This is a genomic window from Nesterenkonia suensis, assembly GCF_054782935.1.
Genome location: NZ_BAAGRN010000009.1, coordinates 97,013 through 116,807, shown reverse-complemented (window position 1 = coordinate 116,807; position 19,795 = coordinate 97,013). Strand labels below are relative to the sequence as shown.

Genomic DNA, 19,795 nt, shown 5'->3' with positions numbered 1-19,795 from the left:
GGGGCTGGTGTCAGCCCTCGAGCGTGATGCCCATGGAGCGGGCGGTGCCGGCGACGATCTTGGAGGCGGCCTCCAGATCGTTGGCGTTGAGGTCTTCCATCTTGGTCTGAGCGATCTCTTCGACCTGGGACTGGGTCAGCGTGCCGACCTTCTCGACGTGCGGCGCGCCGGAGCCCTTCTGCACACCGGCGGCCTTCTTGATGAGCTCGGCGGCCGGCGGGGTCTTGGTGATGAAGGTGAAGGAACGGTCCTCGTAGACCGTGATCTCCACCGGAATCACGTTGCCCCGCTGCGACTCGGTCGCGGCGTTGTAGGCCTTGCAGAACTCCATGATGTTCACGCCGTGCTGACCGAGGGCAGGGCCGATCGGCGGGGCCGGGTTGGCGGCACCTGCCTGGATCTGCAGCTTGATCAGGCCGGCGACTTTCTTCTTCGGGGCCATGTTGAAGCGTCCTTACATGTCGTGCGGTTTCCCTGCTGCCACAGGAGTGTGGCCAGAGGGGGTTGGTCACCATGGCGGCGATGACCGGCTCGACGCCGCGGACCAAAGCAATCCGCGACGTCGAAAGGCTGTGGAATTGTGGTGGCTCCCCGCCGCCTCGCGGAGAGCGGTGAACCTCAGTAGATCTTGTCGACCTGGTTGAAGTTCAGCGTCACCGGAGTCTCGCGCTCGAAGATCGACACGAGCACCACGAGCTGGCGGCTGTCCGCATGGATCTCGGAGATCGACGCCGGCAGGGTGGCGAACGGCCCGTCGTTGACGGTCACCGACTCGCCGACCTCGAAGTCGACGGTGACGTCCTTCGCCGGAGCGGAGGCCGCGCGGGTCTCGTCCTCGCCCTCGGCTTCGCTCTTCCGGGGGGCGTCCGGCTTGCCCAGCCGGTGCTCGGCGAGCATGTCGAAGACCTCGTTGACGGTCAGCGGGTGCGGATCGTGCGCGTTGCCGACGAAGCCGGTGACACCGGGGGTGTGGCGGACCACGCCCCAGGAGGCGTCGGTGAGCTCCATGCGCACGACCACGTAGCCGGGGATCCGCACCCGGTTGACGACCTTGCGCTGGGTGCCCTTGATCTCGACGACCTCCTCCATGGGGACGTCGATCTCGTAGATGAAGTCCTCCATGTCCTGGGTCTGGATGCGGGTCTCCAGGTTGGACTTCACGCGCTTCTCGTACCCGGCATAGGTGTGCACCACGTACCAGTCACCCAGCTGACGACGCAGCGTGCGGCGCAGCTCCTCGGCACGCTCTTCGTAGGACTTCTCCTCCTCCGGCGTCTCCTCGGCCTGCTCGGAGTCCTCCGCAGAGTCCTCGGCGGCGGGAGTCTCGGCGTCCTCAGCGGACGCCTGCTCGGCCTGCTCGGAGTCCTCGGCCGCGGGAGTCTCGGCGTCAGGGGCCTCAGCCTCACCCGGCACGACGGCCCCGCTCTCCTCAGCTTCGACGGCCTGCGCCGCCGTCTCCTCGGCCTCAGCCTCGGTGTGCTGGGAAACTTCCTGATCAGACACTGTTCTCCTGCTTTCCGTGGTGCTCGCAGCGGTCCGCCCTGCAACGGGCTCCGCAGCCGCTTCGTCTCTCACTTCATCGCTCGCCCTGCCGACGACGACGACGTCGACGGCTCATTCGCCGGCGCCGCCACCTTCGACCGGGAGGTCTGCGGGCGCCTCAGTGGAGCCGTCCCCGAAGATCCACTCCGCGCCGTTGCCGAACATCCAGTCCAGCCCGGAGACGATGCCGATCACGATGATCACGAAGACCAGGACGACCAGCGTGTAGTTGGTCAGTTCGCGACGGGTCGGAACGACGACCTTCTTGAGCTCGTCGATGACCTGGCGCAGGAACAGCCACACTTTCCCGAAGGGACCCCGCGGATCGCCTCCATCAGGCGTCGACCCTTGCACATCAGTGGAAGGCGTCTGTGACACGGAGGGCTCCATCTGGTCGAAGGGACGTTCTGTGATGCTGTATGCCTGAGATGCCGTCACGACGACGCTCAGCGCAGGGCAGACAGGACTCGAACCTGCAACCTACGGTTTTGGAGACCGTTGCGCTACCAATTGCGCCACTGCCCTTCAGGGACACCCTGTGGACCTGCTCGACCCATTCTCGCACCGAAGCGCTCCGCCGCAAACTGCGGGCCGGATCCCCTCAGGCGGGCATGGCCGTATCAGGTGCACAAGACACCGATGGCCCAGTTTACGGCCAGGCCCCTCGGACGGCAAACCGAGGGCGACCCGCCCGACAGACTCCGTGCCGGTGCCGGTAATGTGGAGCGCGCAGGGGCACCTGCTCCCCGTCAGCGTCGACCACCGTGTCGACCCCGTCCACGCTCGCGACAGACAAGGAACTCCCATGACCGCCCCGTCCTCCCGCGTCTCCGACCGCATCGGCTCCATCGCCGAGTCCGCGACCCTCGCCGTCGACGCCAAGGCGAAGGCCCTGAAGGCCGCCGGCGAGGACGTCATCGGCTTCGGAGCCGGCGAGCCGGACTTCCCCACTCCTGACTACATCGTCTCCGCGGCCGTGACGGCCGCCTCCGACCCGCGCTTCCACCGCTACTCCCCCGCCGCCGGGCTGCCTGAGCTGCGCCAGGCGATCGCGGAGAAGACCACCCGCGACTCCGGCTTCGCCGTCGAGCCGCACCAGGTGCTGGTGACCAATGGAGGCAAGCAGGCCGTCTACAACACCTTCGCCACCCTGCTGGACCCGGGCGACGAGGTCATCGTCCCCTCCCCCTACTGGACCACCTACCCGGAGGCCATCAAGCTTGCCGGCGGTGTGGCCCGCGAGGTATTCGCCGGCCCGGAGCAGAACTACCAGGTCACCGTGGAGCAGCTGGAGGCCGCGCTCACCGAGCGCACCAAGGTGCTGCTGTTCGTCTCGCCGTCGAACCCCACCGGCGCCGTCCACTCTCCCGAGGCCACTGCCGAGATCGGCCGCTGGGCCGCCGAGAAGGGCCTGTGGGTGGTCACCGATGAGATCTACGAGCACCTGACCTACGACGGCGTGCCCTTCACCTCCATCGCCTCGCTGCCCGAGCTGGCCGATCAGGTGGTGGTCCTCAACGGCGTTGCGAAGACCTACGCGATGACCGGCTGGCGGGTGGGCTGGATGGTCGGCCCCGCCGACGTGATCAAAGCTGCGGCGAACCTGCAGTCCCACGCCACCTCCAACGTCGCCAACATCTCCCAGATGGCCGCCCTGGCCGCGGTGACCGGTCCGCTCGACGCCGTCGAGGAGATGAAGACCGCTTTCGACCGCCGCCGACGAGCCATGGTGGAAGGCCTGAACGCCGTCGCCGGGTTCTCCTGCCCCACCCCCGAGGGTGCGTTCTACGCCTATGTGGACGTCCGTGAGGCACTCGCCGGTGGCGAGCAGGCCGTGGAGATCGCCGGGCGCACCCCGGTGACCTCGGCCCAGCTGGCCGAACTGATCCTCGAGGAGGCCAAGGTCGCCGTCGTGCCAGGCGAAGCCTTCGGACCCAGCGGGTACCTGCGGCTCTCCTATGCACTGGGTGACGAGGACCTCGCCCGCGGCCTGCAGCGGATCCAGGAGCTGCTGGGCACCGCCTGAGCTTCACCGTCGGCGCCGCACCGGAGCTCACCGCCGCCTGCCTGGGGTGTGAGCATCACGCGCGGCACACCATAGACTGGGAGCAACCACCTGCCGAGGGCGCCAGGTCATTCACCACTGATCACACAGGAAAGGGATGAACTGAACCATGCGCATCGGACTCCTCACCTCCGGCGGCGACTGCCCCGGGCTCAACGCCGTCATCCGTTCCGCCGTGCTGCACGGCATCAAGAGCTACGGCGATGAGTTCGTCGGCTTCCGCGGCGGCTGGCGCGGCCTCATCGAGGGCGACTACATGGAACTCGGCCGCCAGGACGTGCGCGGTCTCGCCCGCGAGGGAGGCACGATCCTGGGCACCTCACGGACCCACCCGTACAACCACCCCAAGGGCGGCCCGGAGAACATCCGCAAGGCGATGCGCCGTCATGACATCGACGGCGTCATCGCCATCGGCGGAGAGGGCACCCTGGCGGGGGCCCGACGGCTGGCCGACGACGGCATCCCGGTGATCGGCGTGCCCAAGACCATCGACAACGACCTCAAGGCCACCGACTACACCTTCGGCTTCGACACGGCGATCTCCATCGCCACCGACGCGATGGACCGGCTGCGCACCACCGGTGAGTCCCACCACCGCTGCATGGTGGCCGAGGTCATGGGCCGCCACGTCGGCTGGATCGCTCTGCACTCCGGGATGGCCGCCGGTGCCCACGCGATCCTCATCCCGGAGCAGAAGGTCGGCCTGGACCAGATCAACGAATGGGTCGAGCAGGTCCACTCGCGCGGCCGCTCCCCGCTGGTCGTGGTCGCCGAGGGGTTCATCCCCGAAGGAGCCGAGGAAGCCGTCGCCGGCAAGGGGCAGGAGGCGGACGGCCGCCCGCGGTTGGGCGGAATCGGCGAGTGGCTGACCCACCAGATCGAAGAGACCACCGGGATAGAGACCCGCAACACCACCTTGGGCCACATCCAGCGCGGCGGGAACCCGACCGGCTATGACCGGGTGCTCGCCACCCGGTTCGGTATCAAGGCCCTCGACCTGGTCCACGAGCAGGCCTGGGGCCACATGGCATCGCTGCGCGGCACCGAGATCGTCAAGGTCGACCTCGCGGAGGCCCTCGACGGGCTCAAGGAAGTTCCGCTGGCCCGCTACGAGGAGGCGAAGATCCTCTTCGGCCGGTGATCCGACACAGTCCGGCTTGGCCGGGCCGGCCGGGCCGGCCGGGCCGGCGCGTAGAGTGGCCTGCATGTCGCTGACCGAGCAGACCCGTCAGATCGTCAAGCTGGCCTGGTGCCGCATGCTGGGCCTGGAGGACACCGCATTGGACCTCGGCGACCCCTCCGTCCGGGTCGAGGCGGTGGAGGGCGACGCCGCGGCGGTGACCTTCGTCCGGATCTTCGACCGTGCCGCGCTCTTCGGCCCCGCCGAGGTGGTCGGCGATGCCCGAGGCGTCGCCGATGATGCCCTGGCCCGGGAGGCCACGCTGCTGGATCTGGTACGCGCCCACCACACCGGAGCCCGGGCGCTCGGTGCCGCAGACCTGTTCTACTGCGAAGAGCCGCCGCAGGCCAGCCCGCCGGCCGGCATCGCCGTCTCCTTCGACACCGAGCATGTCACGGACCTGATGGCCGCCTGCCCCGCCGACGACGTCGCCGGCTCGGGCCTGGCCGACGCCGTCTGGGCGGCCGCCCTGGTGGCCGATCGGACCTCGCGGCAGGACCCGCAGATCGCCGAGGAGCAGGTGCTCGCCGCCGCGGGCCGCGAGGTCTGGCAGCAGATGATCGCCCAGCTCGGGGTGCTCTCCCACCCGGAGCACCGCGGCCGCGGACACGGCCGGTCCATTGCTGCGGTGGCGATGGAGGAGGCCTTCGTGGACGGATTGATCCCGCAGTGGCGTGCCGCGTGGGAGAACCCGGCTTCCCGCCGTGCGGCGACCCGACTGGGCTTCACCCTGGCCGGGTCGCAGACCACTGTCGCGCTGGAGTGAGCGGGGCGGGGGCGCGTGCTGCCCCGATCCGTACCGCACACCCACGCGGCGCACCCAGTCTGTGAGATCGCACCCCCACCGGTGGGGGTGCGATCTCACAGACTGGGTGCTAGGCAGGACGCGGGCGGGCGACGCCGTCACAGCTGACACGACGACCAGAAACGTCTCGCATGGGCAGAACAGCCAGCACGCCCGCGACGACCCGGGCCGACGGCTCAGCGCGGAGGACGCACGAAGTCGCCCTGCGGGCGGCCGACCGTCTTGCCGGCATCAGGACGCACGACGGGCTCCTGGGCTGCGGCGTAGAAGGTCACCACGGGCTCTGCCACGGGCTCTGCCACGGACCCTGCGTCCGCCTCCGCGTCACGCACCACCAGCCGCGCCTCGGGAGCCACCCGGCGCTTCACCAGCGCCAGGGCGATCGGACCCATCTCATGATGCCGGGCCACCGAGGTCACCGTTCCCACAGCGCGCTCCCGGGCCAGCGACTCCCTCGTGGCGGCGTCGACGTCCGCCGGAGCCAGGATCTCCGAGCCGACGGTGGGCACCGTATGCTCGCTGCCGTCGAGGTGCAGGAACACCAGCCGACGCGGGGGATGCCCCAGGTTGTGCACCCGGGCGACCGTCTCCTGCCCGCGGTAGCAGCCCTTCTCCAGGTGCACCGCGGTCCGGATGAGGTCGAGCTCATGGGGGATCGTCTTCTCGTCCACCTCGCGGGAGAGCCGAGGACGCCAGGCCGCGATCCGCAGCGCCTCCGCGGCGAACGTACCGGCCAGCTGCCAGCCCTGCTGCTCCACCGCTGAGACGACGTCGTCGAGGCGAGATCGCTCCACCAGAGTCAGCTGCCAGGACCAGTCTGCGCCGGGGTGGTCCTCCTCGGCCACGGCCGCGTAGCTGACCGCACCCGGGCCCAGCCGCGGCCACGGATCCTCCCAGCGCACCGGCAGCGCAGCGGAGAAGTCGCCGGAGAGTTCGGCACCCTCCGGCAGGGGCGCGGTGGACCCCAGCACGGCGATCTCGGACGTGCGGTCGGCGATCTCCACCTGCAGCATGAACTTCATCGACTCCAGCCAGGAGGCCAGCACCGGGCCGTGCGCGGCCTCGGTGATCAGCCAGGCGGTCTCGCCGTCGTCGACGATCGAGGCGTCATGCTCGATCCGGCCGGAGATGTCCAGCAGCAGCAGCTCGGTGGACTCGCCGGGCGGCAGGCCGGTGAGCTGCTGGGAGGAGAGCGTGGTCAGCCAGGAGAGCCGATCCGGCCCGGTCACCGTCACCACCGCCCGGTGGGAGAGGTCGACGACGGCCCGGCCGCTGTCCAGGGCGCGCTGCTCCGTGGTGGGGTCGCCGTAATGGGCCGCCACCCCGGTGTCCCCTCCGCCGGCGGCGACAGCGCCCGGACGTCGCAGCAGCGGACTCTGGTCGGTGGTGTCCGCGGGCGTTCCGTGCTCAGAACCGGTGCTCACAGGTGCTCCTTGGGCGTCGATGCTCGGTCGCTTCTCAGCCAGCTGACGCGGAGCCCCCGGTGCGATCCAGGATCGCCGAGGCGTGCGGCTCCATCTCGCCGTCGGCGCCGCGGATGTCCCAGCGCCAGAACAGCTGACCGTTCACCAGGCCGAACATACGGGTGGCCCCGCCGTATTCCGCGGCGCTCTCACCGCGCATCACCGCATCAGTGGCGATCTGCAGCTGCGGCCCCTTGATCTGGCCGTAGTACAGCTCGGTCAGACTCCCCGGATGGGAGATCGTCGCCGTGATGGGGTAGGAGCCGTCGGGCCGGACGAGCTGTTCCACCTCGGAGGCGGTCTTAAAGGCCGGCACCACGTCGGCCGGACTCAGCCCGGGGCCGACGTCGGCGTCGGCGCGCGGTCGGTCCAGCGACCAGAAGCCGGTCTCCACGCTCAGCGGCCGCAGGCGGGTGCCGGACTCGTCGGTGAGCCAGGACTCGGCGCGGTACTCGATGAACTCCAGGCCCGAATCACGGAATGTGACACGTTGGGTGAAGGTCGGGTCCGACTCCTCGCCGGAGCCCAGACGACCCTCGCCCTCCCAGCTGCCGAGCAGCCAGTACAGCGGTGCCAGCTCAGGAGTGAGATCGGTGGGCAGCTCCATCGGTGCCAAGGCTCAGCGCTGTCCCTTGTAGAGGCGGGAGATGACGGTCCAGGAGATCCCGGCGATGACCAGCGTCGCCAAGATCAGCAGCCCGATGAAGAAGATCTCCATGGCCAGCAGCGAGACGTTCTGCAGTGCGAATTCCATGCCGGAGAGTCTACCCCCGGCATCGCCCCGATGGGGCGGCATCGACGTCAGATGACCCTCAGACGAAGAGCAGCCGCTCGGCGAAGTAGACCAGGGCGCCCATGCCGGCGATCGGCGCCGCCCCGACGGCCATGGCCGAGAGCCGCCCGACGGGCGCCCCTTCGACGATGAGGAAGCGACGCATCGCGGCGATCAGCACACCGGCGCCCAGGCCCAGAAGGCCGGAGAACAGCAGGGTCAGCTCGCCCCAGAGCAGAGCGGTGAGCAGCGACCCGGCGAACCCACCGAGCACCACCAGAGGCAGCACGAACACATCACGCAGCGGCAGACAGGCCAGCAGCACGGAGACCCCGAGGCTGATCGCCGCCAGGCCGACCACGGAGAGCTGCCCGCCGGCGCCGGTCACATCGAGCAGCGCCCAGTCCTCGAACACCGCCAGCCCCGGCACGGCCAGCACACCCAGGGCGTCGTCGTCTCCGATGCCGACCAGCTCCGCCGGATACCGCAGTCCCGCCACCCAGCCGGCCGCCGTCGTGGAGATCACCACTCCGGCGCTGGCTCCCAGCGTGGATTCCAGCCGATGCGGCCGGCCTGTCCCGCGCAGCACCTGGATGACGAACACCGACATCACTCCGAAGGCCAGCGCCACCGAGGACCAGAAGAACAGCGACTCGACTTCCTGGACGACGGCGGCCCCGAGCGCAGCCACCACTCCGGCCACCAGGATCACTGCGGAGAGCGACCGCCGGGCGGAGACCCCCATCAGCTGCGGCCAGCCCAGGGAGAGCACGACACAGATCGCGCAGACCACTGCGGTCAGGACGGCGGTGCCCGCCCAGGAGCCTGCGACCAGGGCGATCGCCGAAAGCAGGGCCGAGGCGGCCACCAGGAAGTACCTCACACCAGACCATCTTGCCAGAGCCTGCCGCAGGTCCCTCTGTGACGCGGCCCGTGACCTTCCCCGCGACGCACTGATCAGCGGGACAGATATACTCGACGCGGTGCGATTCCCGCGCTGCCGACGGTCACATCGGTGACGGACACGCTCGAGAAGGGACACGGATGGCTCAGGTGCTGCTGCTCTCTGACGCCCCCGACGACGCCCTGCCCTCGCTGGAGCTGCTGACCCACCGGGTCCGCGTGTTCCCGGCCGAGGCCTCGTCGATCGTGCGGGCACCCCAAGTGGACGTCACCCTGGTGGACGCCCGGCGGAACCTCGCCCACGTGCGCTCGCTGTGCCAACTGGTGAAGTCCTCCATGCTCACCCCGGTGATGGTGATCGTCTCCGAGGCGGGGCTGCCGACCCTCAACGAGTCCTGGCAGGTCGACGACTTCCTGCTCACCGACGCCAGCCCCGGCGAGGTCGATGCGCGCATCCGGCTGGCCGCCGTCGAGACTGAGGAGGAGGAGCACTCCGGAGAGATCCGCGCCGGCGGCATCAGCATCGACGAGACCACCTACATCGCGACCATCGACGGCCGACTGCTGAACCTCACCTACAAGGAGTTCGAGCTGCTCAAGCACCTCGCGCTCCATCCCGGCCAGGTCTTCACCCGGGACCGCCTGCTCCATGAGGTGTGGGGCTATGACTATTTCGGCGGCACCCGCACGGTGGACGTCCACATCCGTCGACTCCGCGCGAAGCTCGGCTCGGACCATGAGTCGTTGATCGGCACGGTGCGCAACGTGGGGTACCGCCTGGTGGTCGACGACGCCGGACGCGCCGGACGCGCCGCCGAGTCCGGCGACGGCGACTGAACGCTCCGCCGAACGCCGCGGCGCCCCGGATCTGCCGAGCCCCTCCACCTCGACCGCCCGCCTCGGCCCTCCGCTCAACCCTCCGCTCAACCCTCCGCTCAACCCTCCGCTCAACCCTCCGCTCGACGCCCCTCGACCGCCCAGTCCTCCGTTACAGTGGAGTCATGAGCTCCGAGGAGATCCAGACCGCCCCTGAGACGACCGTCGAGCTGAGCGGCGGCGCCCCCACGCTCGACCAGGTGGAGGCCCTCGTCGAGCTGGCCCATGCCGCCGAGGAGGCCGACGCCAATCCGCCGTTCTCGGAACAGACCCTGGTGGAGCTGCACAAGGCCGCCGACGCCGGTGGCTCCGACGCCCCGCTGCACGTGGCCTACGCTTGGGCCTCCTCGGACGAGGGCAGCACCGACCACCAGCATCTGCTCGCCGGGGCCGGCGTCGTCGTCCTGGGAGACGACGGCTCCCCGGACGTCCTCGAACTGGTGGTCCGCCCCAACTGCCGCCAGCACGGGATCGGCGGACAGCTGACCGCCGCACTCGCCGACGACGCTCTCGCTCCGCGTCCGGGTCGCGTCCAGCGGGCCTGGGCCCATGGGGAGCACGACGCCGCCGCGCGGCTCGCTGCGCGGCACGGCTGGGCGCCGGTCCGCGAACTGTGGCGGATGCGGCTGGCCTCCCTGGATGAGGTCCCCTCGCCCCGGTTGCCGGAGACGGTGACGGTCCGGTCCTTCGTCCCCGGCCAGGACGAGGAGTCCTGGCTGCGCGCCAATGCGGCGGCCTTCGCGGACCACCCCGAGCAGGGTCGCCTCACCCGTGCGGATCTCGACGCCCGCATGGCCGAAGGGTGGTTCGACCCGGCGGGCTTTCTGCTCGCCGAAGAGGACGGCGAGCTGCTGGGCTTCCACTGGACCAAAGTCCACCCCGGCGAGGCCGGCGGCGCCGAGCCGCTCGGCGAGGTCTACGTGGTCGGCGTCGTCCCCGATGCGCAGGGCCGCGGACTGGGGTACTCTCTGACGCTGGCCGGCATCGATCATCTGCGATCCCAGGGCCTGGGCGCGATCATGCTCTATGTCGACTCGGACAACACCGCCGCCGTGGAGCTCTACCGCAAGCTCGGGTTCACCCGGTGGGATGTGGACACCATGTACGCACCGGTGACCGAGCCTGGGGCGGAGCCCGCCTGACCCTGACCGAGACTGCGTGAGACAGCGAGCACCCATCCGATGAACCCCTGGCCGAGCGCCCCCGCCGAGAGCCTCGGCACCGACAGCCCCCGCACCAGCACGAGCACCAGCAGCACCAGCACCAGCACGCCCGACTCCGACGAGACGCCCGCCGCCGCAGGAGGTCCCTTGCGCCGAGTCCCCCGCCGCCGCACCCACGCCTACGCCGACGACGGCACCGAGGCGCAGGTCCTCGCCGCCGGCGCCCTGTGCTGGAGACTGCACCGCGGGGAGCTGGAGGTGCTGCTGATCCACCGCCCCCGCTACGACGACTGGTCCTTCCCCAAGGGCAAGCTCGACCCCGGCGAGACCCTTCCGGAATGTGCCGTGCGGGAGGTCTCCGAGGAGATCGGGCTGCGAGCACGCCTGGGTGTGCCCCTGCCGGTGACCCGCTATGACGTGCCCAAGAACGGCCGGCCGCGGACCAAGGAGGTCTGGTATTGGGCGGCCCGCATCATCGAAGGCACTCCCGCCCCGGACGGCAAGGAGACCGACGAGGTCCGCTGGGCCTCGATCGAGGTCGCCCGCGAGATGCTGACCAACGAGAGCGACCGCGAACCCCTCGACGAGCTGGAGCGGCTGCACGAGACGCGGCGGCTGCACACGAGTCCGTTCGTGGTGCTGCGCCATGCGAAGGCCAAGCCGCGGGCCAGCTGGTCCCGCGCCGAGGGTGAGCGGCCCCTCGCCGCCACCGGCAAGCGTCAGGCCAAGGCGGTGGAGCGGCTGCTCACGGCCTGGCGGCCCCGGCTCATCGAGACCAGTCCGTGGCGCCGCTGCGTGGAGACCGTGGCGCCGTATGTGAAACGCCACCGGCACAAGCTCAAACATCGCAAGTCGCTCACCGAGAAGCGTGCCCAGGAGGATCCGCGGAAGCCGGTCCACCGGACACGGAAATCCCTGGAGGTGCTCCAGCCCACGGTGCTGTGCACTCATCGTCCGGTGCTGCCGCTGGTGCTCGGCGAGCTGCGGGACTGGATCGCGGAGGAGAAGCTGCTGGAGGCGATGCCCGCGGCGGATCCGTACCTGAGCCCGGGAGCTGTGCTGGTCGCTCAGCAGGCGGTGGACCGGGGCGGGGAGATCGTCTCGGTGGAGATCTACGAGCCGTTCGAGGACTGACAGCGCTCCTGGCGTGACGGTAGTCTCGCCCTATGAGCGTCGAGAAGGTCGAGAAGAACGTCCACCCCACAGGGGTGCTGCGTCGCGATGAGGACCGAGGCCGGGCTGAGCTCTGGGACACCGTCGACGGTGTGGAGACTTTCATCGGATTCATCGGCTACACCGAGGAGACCATCGCCGGGCGCCAGGTGAAGCGACTCCAGCACACGATCATCAGCCCGCAGTACGGTCGCCGCGGCTATGCCCGGTGCCTGGTCACTCTGCTGCTGGACGAACTCGTCGACGAGGGCTGGTCGTTCCTCTCCGAGTGCACCTACATCGACCAGTACCTGCACCGGTATCCGGAGTATCGGACGCACCAGGCCCCGATCAGCTGAGGGGTCCGCCCCGCCTCCGCAGCGCCTCCGCTGTGGCCTCCGCAGCAGCCTCCGCTTCCTCGGCCCGGGCCGTTATGCTGGGGAACGTGAGTGACGCGATCCCCACCCCGTACGAGGACCTGCTGGCCGACGTGCTGGAGCACGGCACGGCCACATCCGACCGCACCGGCACCGGCACACGCAGCGTCTTCGGCCGACAGATCCGCTTCGACCTGCAGGACTCGTTCCCGCTGGTCACCACCAAGCGGGTGCACTTCAAGTCCGTGGCCCTGGAGCTGCTGTGGTTCCTGCGCGGAGAGTCGAACGTGCGCTGGCTGCAGGAGCGCGGTGTGCGGATCTGGAATGAATGGGCCGACGACGCCGGCGAACTCGGGCCGGTCTACGGTGTCCAGTGGCGCAGCTGGCCGACCCCCGACGGCGGCTCGATCGACCAGATCGCCCAGGTCGTGGACTCGCTGCGCCGCAGCCCGGAGTCGCGCCGACACGTGGTCACCGCCTGGAACCCGGCCGAGATCGATCGCATGGCCCTGCCCCCCTGCCACGTGATGTTCCAGTTCCACGTGGCCGAGGGCCGACTCTCCTGCCAGCTCTATCAGCGCAGCGCCGACATGTTCCTCGGCGTGCCGTTCAACATCGCCTCCTACTCGCTGCTGACCCTCATGGTCGCCCAGCAGGCGGGCCTGGCGCCGGGAGAGTTCATATGGACCGGCGGCGACTGCCACATCTATGACAATCACCTCGACCAGGTCACCGAGCAGCTCTCGCGGGACCCGTACCCGGCTCCTCGGCTGCGCCTCACCCGGACCCCGGAGTCGATCTTCGACTACGCCTACGAGGACTTCGAGGTGCTCGACTACCAGCATCACCCCACGATCAAGGCGCCGGTGGCGGTATGAGCCCCTCCCCTGATCCGTTGCAGGAGCACCGGCGGCCGGGACCCTGGGTGGGGATGATCTGGGCCCAGACCCGCGACGGCGTCATCGGCCACGGCGGTGACATGCCCTGGCATCTTCCCGAGGACTTCGCCCACTTCCGCGCCCAGACCCGAGGGCGGCCCGTGGTGATGGGCCGCCGCACCTGGGAGTCGCTGCCGGAAGCCGCCCGTCCCCTGCCCGGCCGCCGCAATATCGTCATCACCGGCGACTCCGCCCGGGCTGCGGAGATCGCCGCCGCCGGCGCGGAGACGGCGTCGTCAGTGGAGGCGGCGCTGGAGGTGGCCGGAGGCGCCGACGCCGAGGGGACGTTGCCGGAGAAGGTCTGGGTGCTCGGCGGAGGCCGCATCTACAGGGAGACCGTGGACCGTGGACTGGCCGACGGGGCGGTGATCACGGTGATCGACATGCAGGCCGAGGGAGATACCTGGGCACCGCGGCTGCCGCCGTCGCGCTGGGAGCTCTGCGCCGCGGACCCGGCCGAGGGGTGGCACACTGCGGCGAACGGCCTCCGGTACCGCTTCGAGACCCTGTGCCGACGCGAGGTCGAGGGCCCCACGGACGACTGAACCGACGCTGAACCGACGCTGGGCCGCCGCTGGGCCGCCGCTGGGACGCCGAGTCGCCGCCTGAGTCGCTGAGTCGCTGAATCGTCGCCTGGCCCGTACTGCGGGCGGAGACTCGTGACACTGACGCCGCCGGGACGTACCGTCGTGTCATGAGCACGATGCACGGCATCGGCGGGGCGGACGACTGGAGCGCCGATCCCCGAAAGATCCGAGCCGAGGACGGCCCAGCCGACGACCCAGGCGCTCTCCACCGCAAGGGCTGGAAGCTGGCCCTGGGGATCCTCCTGCTGCTCGTCGCCCTGGGCTCGCTGGGCGGTGCGGTGGCCCAGTACATCGGCGACACTTCCTCCGGCGTCGCCGCGGGCGAACCGCTGGGGGTCTACCTGATCGGGCTGCTGCTGGGAGTCTTCCTGTTCGTGGTGGTCCCCGCCGTCGTCGCCGCCTGGCTGCTGTGGAGCTGGCGCCGCGGCCTCTAATCGGGAGCCCCTGACCCGGAGCCTCGAATCGGGAGTCCCTGACCTGGGGCGTCGGCCGTGGAGACGCCCGACGGCGCGTCCCTGACGCGCTCTGGTGATCTGTCCCATATCCCTGCGATGCGCGGGTTCGTTACCCTGGTAGGTATGGCTTCTACGACATCCCCTGCTGTCTCTGCACTTTCCGACGCCACCGGCGCGGCTCCGTCCGTCGGGATCGTCGGCTGGCGCGGCATGGTCGGCTCCGTGCTCATCCAGCGCATGCTCGACGAGGGGGACTTCCAGCACATCTCCCCGGTGTTCTTCTCCACCTCCAACGCCGGCGGTGCCGCCCCGATCTTCGACGGGCTGCAGCCGGCCGAGGACACGCTCCAGGACGCCTACGATCTCGACACCCTGGCGAAGCTGTCGATCATCGTCACCGCCCAGGGCGGGGACTACACCCAGGCCGTCCACCCCAAGCTGCGGGCAGCCGGCTGGGACGGCATCTGGATCGACGCCGCTTCCACTCTGCGCATGGCCGAGGACTCCATCATCACCCTGGACCCGATCAACCGGGATGTCATCGACGCCGGTCTGGCCGCCGGCGTGAAGGAGTTCGTCGGCGGCAACTGCACCGTCTCCTGCATGCTGATGGGCCTGGGCGGGCTGTTCTCCGAGGGCCTGGTCGAGTGGGGCACCGCCATGACCTACCAGGCGGCCTCCGGCGGCGGTGCCAAGCACATGCGTGAGCTGCTGACCCAGTTCGGTGACCTCCATGGCGCCGTGGGCGAGGAGCTCGCCGACCCGGCCTCGGCCATCCTGGAGATCGACCGCAAGGTCCTCGAGACCCAGCGCGGCGGCCTGGACGCCTCCCAGTTCGGCGTGCCGCTGGCCGGCTCGCTCATCCCCTGGATCGACGCGGACCTCGGCAACGGCGTCGCCAAGGAGGAATGGAAAGCCGGGGTGGAGACCAACAAGATCCTGGGCCGCGGCGACGCGCTGGCCCCCGGGGTGGAGCGCCGCGGGGAGAGGATCCCGTTCGACTCGCTGTGTGTGCGGGTGGGCGCCCTGCGCTCGCACTCCCAGGCACTGACGCTGAAGCTGCGCGAGGACCTCGAGGTCTCCGAGATCGAGTCCATCCTCGCCGCCGGCTCCGACTGGGCGCAGGTGGTCCCCAACGAGAAGGAGGCCACCATGGAGCAGCTCACCCCGGTGGCCGCCACCGGTGAGCTGACCATCCCGGTGGGCCGCATCCGCAAGCTCGAGATGGGCCCGGAGTACATCTCCGCCTTCACCGTGGGCGACCAGCTCCTCTGGGGTGCGGCCGAGCCGCTGCGCCGGATGCTGCTGATCGCCATCGGCAAACTATGAGACGGCCCCACTCCGGCTGACGGCCCGCACTTTCTCCGGCGCCCCGCGCCCACGCCACCGTACGACGACGGCGCCCTGCCTCCTCAGCGAAGCAGGGCGCCGTCGTCGTCGCTGACCAGTGGCGACGGCGCCCTGCGAGCCACCCGTCCCCTCCCAGCCGCCCGCGCCCACCTCTCGCCAAGCCACTCGCCGTCCCCCTTTCAGGGGCCCACCTCCGCGCTTCACCGAGCGAGGGCGTCCCTGGAACGGGGACAGCTGCTCCAGCACCACCCGAAGGACCGCATCGTGAGCGCTGCTCAGAGCTCGCAGCCGATGAGCACCGGCTCGGGGTGCAGCTCGATGCCGAAGGTCTCCCGGACCCGGTCCCGGACCGCACCGGCCACGGTCAGCAGGTCCGCCGTGGAGGCCTCACCCCGGTTGGTGACGGCCAGCGTGTGCTTGGTGGACAGCGAGGCGCGGCCCTCCACCAGATCCGCGCCGAAGCCCTTCTGGCAGCCGGCGCGGTCGATGAGCCAGGCCGCAGAGAGCTTCACCCGCGCGGAGCCGTCCTCATCCTGCAGGGCCGGGAAGCGCGGCGCCCCCTCGGGCAGGGTGGCCAGCACCTCCTCCCCCACGATCGGGTTGGTGAAGAACGAGCCGGTGGACCAGGTGTCGTGGTCGGCGGGGTCCAGCACCATGCCCTTGTCGGCCCGCAGGGCCAGAACCCTGGTACGCACGTCGGCCAGCGGCGCCCGCCGCTGATCCTCCGCCGCGTTCACGTCCAGGCCCAGGGAGCGCGCCAGCTCCGCATAGCGGACCGGCGACGACGGCGTGGCCTCACCTCGATGCGCCAGGCGGAACCGCACCGAGAGCACCACATAACGCGGCGAACCGTGCAGCGTGGTGCGCTTGAGCACCGAGTCGCGGTATCCGAAGCCCAGCTGCTCGTTGCTCAGCGTCACGACCTCACCCAGCAGCCGGTCCCAGGCACGGATGTCCACCAGCGTCTGAGAGACCTCGGCACCATAGGCGCCCACGTTCTGCACCGGGGTCGCCCCGGCGGCCCCGGGGATCCCGGAGAGTGCCTCCAGGCCCGCGTACCGGCGCTGCACCGTCCAGGCGACGACGTCATCCCACTCGTGCCCCGCGGCGGCGGTGACCAGCACGTCGCCGCCCTCCTCCTCGGCTCCGGCCGGTTCGGCGCTGATCCCCGCGAAGGCCAGCTGCAGCACCGTGCCGGGGAAGCCGGAGTCGGCGACGAGCAGGTTGGAGCCGCCCCCGAGCACCAGCAGCGGGTCGCGGCAGGCCGCGCGATCCTCCTCCGAAGGCAACGGGTGGCGGGAGAGCGTCTGCAGGGCCTCGAACTCCGTATGGGCGATGACCCACTCCCCCGCGGTGCCGCCCACCCGTGCCGTGGTGTGCTCGCTGAATCGCCGTCTCAGGCCCTGCTGCCTCAGAGACTGTGCCATCAGGCCTCGAGGTCCACGCCGGTGGGGTTGAGCACACGCCGCAGGAAGTCCTGGGTGCGCGGCTGCTGCGGGTTTCCGATGACCTCCGCGGCCGGGCCCTCCTCGACCACGTAGCCCTGGTCCATGAAGACCACCCGGTCGGCGACCTCTCGGGCGAAACCCATCTCGTGGGTGACCACGAGCATGGTCATGCCGGCCTCAGCCAGCTGGCGCATGATCGCCAGCACGTCCCCGACGGTCTCCGGGTCCAGGGCGGAGGTCGGCTCGTCGAAAAGCATCAGCTGCGGCCGCATCGTCAGCGCACGGGCGATCGCCACCCGCTGCTGCTGACCGCCGGAGAGCTGGTCCGGACGACGCTGGGCGAGGTCCTCGAGTCCGACCCGGCGCAGCTGAGCCATCGCCTCCGCCTCGGCGGCCTCCTTCGACTGCTTGAGCACCCGACGCGGGGTGATCGTGCAGTTCTCCAGCACGCTCAGATGCGGGAAGAGATTGAACTGCTGGAAGACCATGCCGATGTGCCGGCGCATGGCGTCCAGGTCCACCTCGGGGTCGGTGGCGTCGAAGGAGCCGACCGTGATGGTTCCCGAATTGGGGTCCTCCAGACGGTTCACGCAGCGCAGCAGCGTGGACTTCCCGGAGCCGGAGGCACCGATCAGGCAGACCACCTCGCCGGGGCGGACCGTCAGGGAGATGCCTTTGAGCACTTCATTGTCGCCGTACGACTTGTGCAGGTCGGTGATGCTCACCCCCGCGGCGGTGTTCTCGGCGGCGACCGTCGCGGTCTGATCAGGCTCGGCCATGGGGATCGGGCCTCCTACTTCTTCTTCGGTGACCGCTGCTCCATGCGGCGGGCCAGGATGGACAGCGGCACAGTGATCAGCAGGTAGCAGGCGCCGGCGGCGACCAGAGGGGTCAGGCCCGCCTGGTAGATGTTGATGCCGTCGCGGCCGAACTTGGTCAGCTCCGCCGCACCCGCGGTCAGGCCGACCACGAAGATCAGCGAGGAGTCCTTGGTCAGCAGGATCGCCTCATTGGTCAGCGGGGGCAGCACGATGCGGAACGCCTGCGGAATCTGGATGGACAGCATCGCCCGCCAGGCCGGCATGCCCAGCGCCCGAGCAGCCTCCACCTGCCCCTTCGGGACGGCCTGCAGGCCGGCGCGCAGCGTCTCAGCGATGTAGGCGCTGGCCACCAGCCCTAGGGCGGAGCCGGCGATCTGCAGGGAGTTGAGATTCCAGCCGAAGGCGATGGACACGCCGAATCCCAGAGCCAGGAACACCAGGATCGCCGGAATCCCGCGGAAGAACTCGATGTAAGCGGTCGCCAGCCACCGGTAGACCGGGAAGCTGGAGAGCTTCATCAGCGCCAGCAGGGTCCCGCCGAGCAGACCGAGGGCGAAGCCCACCGCCGTGTACTGCAACGTGTTGACCAGGCCGACGGTGAGGATCTCGGGGAACATCGGGCTGACACGCTCGATGTCGAAGAAGCTCCGGTGGATCGCCGTCCAGTCGATGATGAAGATCAGCACGATCACCACAGAGATGAACAGCCCGGCCTGGATCCCGAGGCTCAGCCGTGCTCGGTCACGGGTCGTCAGTGCCATGCGGGTCAGTCGTCGCCCTCGTCGGCGTCTGCGTCCTCAGCGTCGGCCTCCTCGTCGTCCTCCTCGTCGTCCTCGACGTCGCCCTCCTCGGGCGTCTCGCCGCCGCCGAACCACAGCTCCTCGATCTCGGCCATGTAGCCGCTGGAGACCATCTCGGCCAGAATCTCGTCGACGACGTCGATCAGCTGCTGGTTCTCCAGCTGTGCGGCGATGCCGAGCTGCTCGCCGGTGTCGATCTCCTCGATGAACTCGGAGGCGTCGTCTTCGCCGGCCTGGTACCCCAGGATGGAGATGTTGCCGATCGCGGCCTCCACCTGGCCGGATTCGAGTCCCTGGATGAGCAGTCCGGAGTCCGGGTAGGAACGGATCTGGTAGCCGTGCTCGTCGGCGTAGTCCTCGCCGGTGGTGTCCGCCTGCACGCCTACGGTGATCGAGTCGTCGATGTCCTCGAGGGACTCGATGCCGGAGTCGGAGGCGGCCAGCAGGCCGAGGTTGTCATCCAGGTACGGGTCCGAGAAGAGCATGTTCCCGGCACGGTCCTCGGTGATGGTCATCCCGGAGATCGCCAGGTCGCAGGTCTCGGCGTTGAGCGCCACACCGGACTGGATGCCTTCGAAACTGGTCTGGACCACGTCGAGCTCGACATCGAGCACATCCGCGATGCCCTCGGCGATGTCGATGTCGAAGCCGACGACGTCGCCATCGGCGTCGTAGTACTCGAACGGCGGATACGGCACATCCGAGCAGACGGTGAGCGTGCCGGGGGTGATCAGCTCGACCTCTCCGACTTCGAGGTCCAGCTCGGTCTCCACCTGGGGCTCAGCCTCGAGCTCACCCTCGCCGTCCTCGCCGGCGCAGGCGGTCAGGGCCAGGGCCGCGATCGTGGCCGCTCCGAGGCCCGTGGCCAGCTGGGTGCGCCGCGTGCCGCGGGGCATCCCCGCCGGTGCGACGGCGCGCTCATCAGTCTCGAAATCCGTGCTGCTGGGCATGTGAGGTCCCCTGTTCACTGGTGCTCATGGCCGCGTCGAGGCAGACGCGGCGAATCCGTGTGGCGATTATACGACCCTGACCCACCAGGTCAGGGGACCTTGGGCCGGTGATCAGCCGTGGTCCTCCGCCGCGGTCCCCCTCCGTGGT

Annotated in this window: 22 protein-coding genes and 1 tRNA gene; 11 read left to right on the top strand and 12 right to left on the bottom strand. The window is 69.7% G+C overall.

The features are described 5' to 3' along the window. Positions 1–10 precede the first annotated feature (10 nt). The 4 genes from rplK to ACYVKI_RS09150 form a co-directional block, all read right to left on the bottom strand. The gene (gene rplK / locus ACYVKI_RS09165) at positions 11–442 is read right to left on the bottom strand and encodes a 50S ribosomal protein L11 (protein ID WP_460690045.1); all 432 of its coding nucleotides are present in this window, start codon (positions 440–442) and stop codon (positions 11–13) included. A gap of 176 nt (positions 443–618) precedes the next feature. Continuing rightward, positions 619–1,503, bottom strand: coding sequence for a transcription termination/antitermination protein NusG (gene nusG, locus ACYVKI_RS09160; protein ID WP_460690044.1), 885 nt, complete (start codon positions 1,501–1,503; stop codon positions 619–621). A gap of 111 nt (positions 1,504–1,614) precedes the next feature. Beyond that, positions 1,615–1,920 carry a preprotein translocase subunit SecE gene (secE, locus tag ACYVKI_RS09155; protein WP_460690043.1) on the bottom strand — a complete coding sequence of 102 codons (306 nt, stop codon included), beginning with the start codon at positions 1,918–1,920 and terminating at the stop codon, positions 1,615–1,617. A 74-nt stretch (positions 1,921–1,994) separates the two neighbouring features. After that, a tRNA-Trp gene (locus ACYVKI_RS09150) sits at positions 1,995–2,067 on the bottom strand. 280 nt (positions 2,068–2,347) lie between these two features. Between ACYVKI_RS09150 and ACYVKI_RS09145 the strand changes: the two genes are divergently transcribed. From ACYVKI_RS09145 to ACYVKI_RS09135, 3 genes are all read left to right on the top strand, one after another. Next, positions 2,348–3,568, top strand: coding sequence for a pyridoxal phosphate-dependent aminotransferase (locus ACYVKI_RS09145; protein WP_460690042.1), 1,221 nt, complete (start codon positions 2,348–2,350; stop codon positions 3,566–3,568). 148 nt (positions 3,569–3,716) lie between these two features. Beyond that, positions 3,717–4,748 carry a 6-phosphofructokinase gene (locus tag ACYVKI_RS09140; protein WP_460690041.1) on the top strand — a complete coding sequence of 344 codons (1,032 nt, stop codon included), beginning with the start codon at positions 3,717–3,719 and terminating at the stop codon, positions 4,746–4,748. A gap of 64 nt (positions 4,749–4,812) precedes the next feature. Further along, positions 4,813–5,553 carry a GNAT family N-acetyltransferase gene (locus tag ACYVKI_RS09135; RefSeq protein ID WP_460690040.1) on the top strand — a complete coding sequence of 247 codons (741 nt, stop codon included), beginning with the start codon at positions 4,813–4,815 and terminating at the stop codon, positions 5,551–5,553. 215 nt (positions 5,554–5,768) lie between these two features. Here the strand turns inward: ACYVKI_RS09135 and ygfZ are convergent, their stop codons facing one another. The 4 genes from ygfZ to ACYVKI_RS09115 are packed head-to-tail and all read right to left on the bottom strand — an operon-like array spanning position 5,769 to position 8,710. Beyond that, positions 5,769–7,016, bottom strand: coding sequence for a CAF17-like 4Fe-4S cluster assembly/insertion protein YgfZ (gene ygfZ / locus ACYVKI_RS09130; protein ID WP_460690039.1), 1,248 nt, complete (start codon positions 7,014–7,016; stop codon positions 5,769–5,771). A gap of 34 nt (positions 7,017–7,050) precedes the next feature. Beyond that, positions 7,051–7,662 (bottom strand): nitrobindin family protein, encoded by a 612-nt coding sequence (locus tag ACYVKI_RS09125; protein ID WP_460690038.1) that lies wholly within the window; start codon positions 7,660–7,662, stop codon positions 7,051–7,053. Between the two features lie 12 nt (positions 7,663–7,674). Then, on the bottom strand, positions 7,675–7,809 hold the full coding sequence (locus ACYVKI_RS09120; RefSeq protein ID WP_460690037.1) for a hypothetical protein: 135 nt from the start codon (positions 7,807–7,809) through the stop codon (positions 7,675–7,677). Between the two features lie 58 nt (positions 7,810–7,867). Then, entirely contained in the window at positions 7,868–8,710 is an 843-nt protein-coding gene (locus tag ACYVKI_RS09115; RefSeq protein ID WP_460690036.1) for a hypothetical protein, read from the bottom strand. A 161-nt stretch (positions 8,711–8,871) separates the two neighbouring features. Between ACYVKI_RS09115 and ACYVKI_RS09110 the strand changes: the two genes are divergently transcribed. From ACYVKI_RS09110 to asd, 8 genes are all read left to right on the top strand, one after another. Further along, a complete protein-coding gene (locus ACYVKI_RS09110; RefSeq protein ID WP_460690035.1) occupies positions 8,872–9,567 on the top strand; it encodes a winged helix-turn-helix transcriptional regulator in 696 nt (231 codons plus the stop codon). A 164-nt stretch (positions 9,568–9,731) separates the two neighbouring features. Further along, positions 9,732–10,748: a mycothiol synthase gene (mshD, locus tag ACYVKI_RS09105; protein WP_460690034.1), complete on the top strand. Its 1,017-nt coding sequence runs from the start codon at positions 9,732–9,734 to the stop codon at positions 10,746–10,748. Between the two features lie 39 nt (positions 10,749–10,787). Beyond that, the gene (locus tag ACYVKI_RS09100; RefSeq protein ID WP_460690033.1) at positions 10,788–11,903 is read left to right on the top strand and encodes an NUDIX hydrolase; all 1,116 of its coding nucleotides are present in this window, start codon (positions 10,788–10,790) and stop codon (positions 11,901–11,903) included. Positions 11,904–11,935: 32 nt separating this feature from the next. Next, positions 11,936–12,280 carry a GNAT family N-acetyltransferase gene (locus tag ACYVKI_RS09095; RefSeq protein ID WP_460690032.1) on the top strand — a complete coding sequence of 115 codons (345 nt, stop codon included), beginning with the start codon at positions 11,936–11,938 and terminating at the stop codon, positions 12,278–12,280. A gap of 74 nt (positions 12,281–12,354) precedes the next feature. Further along, positions 12,355–13,176, top strand: a complete 822-nt coding sequence (locus ACYVKI_RS09090; protein WP_460690521.1) for a thymidylate synthase — start codon at positions 12,355–12,357, stop codon at positions 13,174–13,176. After that, on the top strand, positions 13,173–13,781 hold the full coding sequence (locus tag ACYVKI_RS09085) for a dihydrofolate reductase (protein ID WP_460690031.1): 609 nt from the start codon (positions 13,173–13,175) through the stop codon (positions 13,779–13,781). Before ACYVKI_RS09090 ends, ACYVKI_RS09085 begins: the two co-directional genes overlap by 4 nt. A gap of 149 nt (positions 13,782–13,930) precedes the next feature. After that, positions 13,931–14,257, top strand: a complete 327-nt coding sequence (locus ACYVKI_RS09080; RefSeq protein ID WP_460690030.1) for a hypothetical protein — start codon at positions 13,931–13,933, stop codon at positions 14,255–14,257. A 144-nt stretch (positions 14,258–14,401) separates the two neighbouring features. Then, the gene (asd, locus tag ACYVKI_RS09075) at positions 14,402–15,607 is read left to right on the top strand and encodes an aspartate-semialdehyde dehydrogenase (protein ID WP_460690029.1); all 1,206 of its coding nucleotides are present in this window, start codon (positions 14,402–14,404) and stop codon (positions 15,605–15,607) included. 296 nt (positions 15,608–15,903) lie between these two features. Here the strand turns inward: asd and ACYVKI_RS09070 are convergent, their stop codons facing one another. Genes ACYVKI_RS09070 through ACYVKI_RS09055 form a run of 4 tightly spaced genes read right to left on the bottom strand, consistent with a single transcriptional unit; the run spans position 15,904 to position 19,647 of the window. Next, the gene (locus tag ACYVKI_RS09070) at positions 15,904–17,055 is read right to left on the bottom strand and encodes a UDP-N-acetylmuramate dehydrogenase (protein ID WP_460690028.1); all 1,152 of its coding nucleotides are present in this window, start codon (positions 17,053–17,055) and stop codon (positions 15,904–15,906) included. Further along, positions 17,055–17,855, bottom strand: coding sequence for an amino acid ABC transporter ATP-binding protein (locus ACYVKI_RS09065; RefSeq protein ID WP_460690027.1), 801 nt, complete (start codon positions 17,853–17,855; stop codon positions 17,055–17,057). Before ACYVKI_RS09065 ends, ACYVKI_RS09070 begins: the two co-directional genes overlap by 1 nt. A 14-nt stretch (positions 17,856–17,869) precedes the next feature. Continuing rightward, positions 17,870–18,658 carry an amino acid ABC transporter permease gene (locus tag ACYVKI_RS09060; protein WP_460690026.1) on the bottom strand — a complete coding sequence of 263 codons (789 nt, stop codon included), beginning with the start codon at positions 18,656–18,658 and terminating at the stop codon, positions 17,870–17,872. 5 nt (positions 18,659–18,663) lie between these two features. Beyond that, the gene (locus ACYVKI_RS09055; RefSeq protein WP_460690025.1) at positions 18,664–19,647 is read right to left on the bottom strand and encodes an ABC transporter substrate-binding protein; all 984 of its coding nucleotides are present in this window, start codon (positions 19,645–19,647) and stop codon (positions 18,664–18,666) included. Positions 19,648–19,795 lie beyond the last annotated feature (148 nt).